The sequence below is a fragment of the Methyloterricola oryzae genome (assembly GCF_000934725.1).
In the GTDB taxonomy this organism is placed as follows: domain Bacteria; phylum Pseudomonadota; class Gammaproteobacteria; order Methylococcales; family Methylococcaceae; genus Methyloterricola; species Methyloterricola oryzae.
In genome coordinates this window covers 1-2,822 of sequence record NZ_JYNS01000061.1, presented here as the reverse complement: position 1 = coordinate 2,822, position 2,822 = coordinate 1, and the positions used below count along the sequence as shown (strand labels likewise).

The 2,822-nt window shown below is 61.5% G+C and carries 3 protein-coding genes and 1 pseudogene; all 4 read left to right on the top strand.

The window, feature by feature from the left end; genetic code table 11:
* Positions 1-195: hypothetical protein (locus tag EK23_RS23825; protein WP_045227399.1), on the top strand; the 195-nt coding region annotated here is incomplete at its 5' end.
* Positions 196-209: 14 nt separating this feature from the next.
* Entirely contained in the window at positions 210-653 is a 444-nt protein-coding gene (locus EK23_RS23565; protein ID WP_145998786.1) for a hypothetical protein, read from the top strand.
* 394 nt (positions 654-1,047) lie between these two features.
* Positions 1,048-1,533 carry a chemotaxis protein CheW gene (locus EK23_RS21225; protein ID WP_045227397.1) on the top strand — a complete coding sequence of 162 codons (486 nt, stop codon included), beginning with the start codon at positions 1,048-1,050 and terminating at the stop codon, positions 1,531-1,533.
* Between the two features lie 69 nt (positions 1,534-1,602).
* Positions 1,603-2,822: pseudogene (locus EK23_RS21220) on the top strand (hypothetical protein); the annotation flags it as partial.

Here is a 2,822-nt window from a genome sequence, read left to right as displayed (position 1 = left end):
GCGGCGAACCTGGCGGAGACGGTGGCGCAGTTCAAGCTGCAGGAAACGGGACGCTCGCACACGGCCAGCCGCAGCCACGCTGTGAAGCCGGCGGCCGCGAAGGCGGCCAAGGTGCTGGCGATGCCGGCCCGGTCGGCGAAGGCTTCGCCGCGCCTGGCGGCGGTCGCCGAGAGCGAGGACTGGGCCGAGTTCTAGTCTTTCGCGGCTTGTTGAACAGGCCCAAAAATACCCTCCTGGTATTCCGGGCCGACGCCATGGTCGGTACGCGCCCGACCTTGGCTGATGCGAGCTCTGGACGCGCCGGGGCATCCGTGCCCCGCATTGACCCGGCCATTAAGGGCCGGGTCAATAACGCGCTTACTCAGGGGCACATGGATGCGCCCACTCAAGCACATGCGCAAGGGCAGGAAGAAAAGATGGACATCGAACAGACAGAGCTGGAAAGCCTTATGACGGTAGCGTTACGGGAGGAACTCACGCACATGCGTCAACTGGTGCGCCGGGCCCGGACACAGGGCGTGGCCGAAGCCGATATCTTTGACCGCGTGTTTGACAGCCTGGAGGGCAACGTGGGGAGCGACGAACTCTCCTGCATCATCGTCGCGCTCATCGCCCGCGAAATCAGGCGGGAATTGCGCGGCGGCTCCTGCTGAACCACCCAGGCGACCAGCTAAGCACTTTGTGGGCGGGGACCTGCGGCAGTAATAAAATTCCCCTATATCTTTCAATGATGACTTGAATTTCGAAAAATGTGAACTAGCTTTGGGTTTGTCGAGGGAAGGCTCAGGGCTATGATCCAGTTTTACTCGGCCGGCCAAAAACCTTGCCGGTACCCCAAAGGCCCAAACCCCGCCTTGGGAGTGACAGTGGAAGCGCCGCTCGCAGGCGCCGTTGTCACGACTTCCCAGACCAGCCCTTCACCCAGCCCCTGCTCCCGGCTAGAACTCCCAAGCACATCCTGCTGCGCTCGCCCTGAAAATCAGGCCGCGGGCAGCCGCGCTGCGCCTGGATAGATCAATTCCAAACCATGTTCCGGAGTGTTTCAACATGACCGACCTTCAAGCTGAAGGAAGCGCCGATGGCGGCAGGGAATGCCTGATCTTCAACCTGGGCGGCGAAGACTACGCCGTCGATATTCTGAAAGTGCAGGAAATCCGGGGATACGACAAGGTGACCCGGATCGCCAACGCCCCGGAGCACATCAAGGGCGTCATCAACCTGCGCGGCAACATCGTACCCATCATCGACATGCGCATCAAGTTCCAGTTGGGCAACGTGGTGTATGACCCGAGCACGGTGGTGATCGTCCTGAGCTTTTCCGACCGGGTGGTCGGCATGGTGGTAGACGCCGTGTCCGACGTGGTTACTCTGCAACGCGAAAACCTTAGGCCTGCGCCCGAGTTGGGTAGCAGCGTGGACACCGGCTACATCATCGGCGTCGGCGTGATCGAAGGCCGCAACGTGATCCTGGTGGAGATCGAAAAGCTGATGAACAGCGAGGAACTGGACCTCGTTCAGTTGGAGGCGGCTTGACTGGCGCAAAGTCACACAAGACCTCCCCGAATTTCCATGCATTCAATTAACACACTGTAGGAGTTTGCAATGTCGAGTACCGCAAACAGCTATTTCGGTCGCTTTAGCCTCTTGTTTCACTTTGGCATCCTGGTCGCCGTTCTAGCCGGCTCTTTCGGAGTCTACGGACTGTTCTCCTACCGTGCGCTGAACGAACTGCAGGTCAACGGGCCGGTCTATGACAAGGTGGTGCAGGGCAAGGATCTGGTGGCGGACATCCTGCCGCCGCCCGAGTTCATCATCGAGTCCTACCTGACGGCCATGCAGTTGGGCGGTCAGCCGGCCAGCGCGGAGGAGCGCAGCGGCCTGATCGACCGCCTCTCCCAGCTCAAGAAGGAGTATGAGAGCCGGCACGCTTTCTGGACCCAGCAGGCGGACCTGCCGAGCGATGTGCAGGACTTGTTGTTGAACAAGGCCGACGTCCATGCGCAGCGCTTTTATGAACTGGCCTTTTCGCAGCTGATCCCGGCGGCCCGCCGCGGCGACGTAGCCGCCATGCAGGCGGCCATCAGGCCCATGGCCGATGAGTTCGCCCAGCACCGGACCTACATCGATCAGACCGTAAACAAGGCCAACGACGCCAACGCCAAGGTGGAAGCCTATGCCCAGGGCCGCATCGACACCACCGAGAGCACCCTGGCCATCATCTTCAGCGTCGCCATGCTCCTGGGCTTGGCCTATGTGTTCTGGCTGACCCACAGCATCCGCAAGGCCCTGGGCATGGAGATCACGGAAGCCGCGGCCATCTCCCGGCGTATCGCCGACGGCGATCTGAGCGTCGAGCTCGATGTGCGCGGCAAGCCCGCCGACAGCATGGTGGTGGCCATGCAATCCATGCTGACCTCCCTCCGTAACATGGCCGCCGACACCCAGACCCTGGCAGCGGCCGCGAAGGAACTGAAGCTGGATGTGCGCGCCGACGCTTCCCGCCACCACGGCGACTACGGCCGCATCGTGCAGGGTGTCAACCAGACCCTGGACGCCTTCATCCTGCCCTTGAAGGGGCTGATCGACGACATGCACCGGATGTCCTCGGAGCATGACAAGGGCGACATTGACGTGATGCTGAACGCGCAGCAGTACCAGGGTGAGTTTCGCACGGTGGCGCAGTCGGTGAACGAGATGGTAGCGGGGCATATCGCGGTGAAGAAGAAGGCGATGGCCTGCGTGAAGGAATTCGGCGAAGGCAACTTCGACGCGCCGCTGGAGCGTTTCCCGGGCAAGAAGGCCTTCATCAACGAGACCATCGA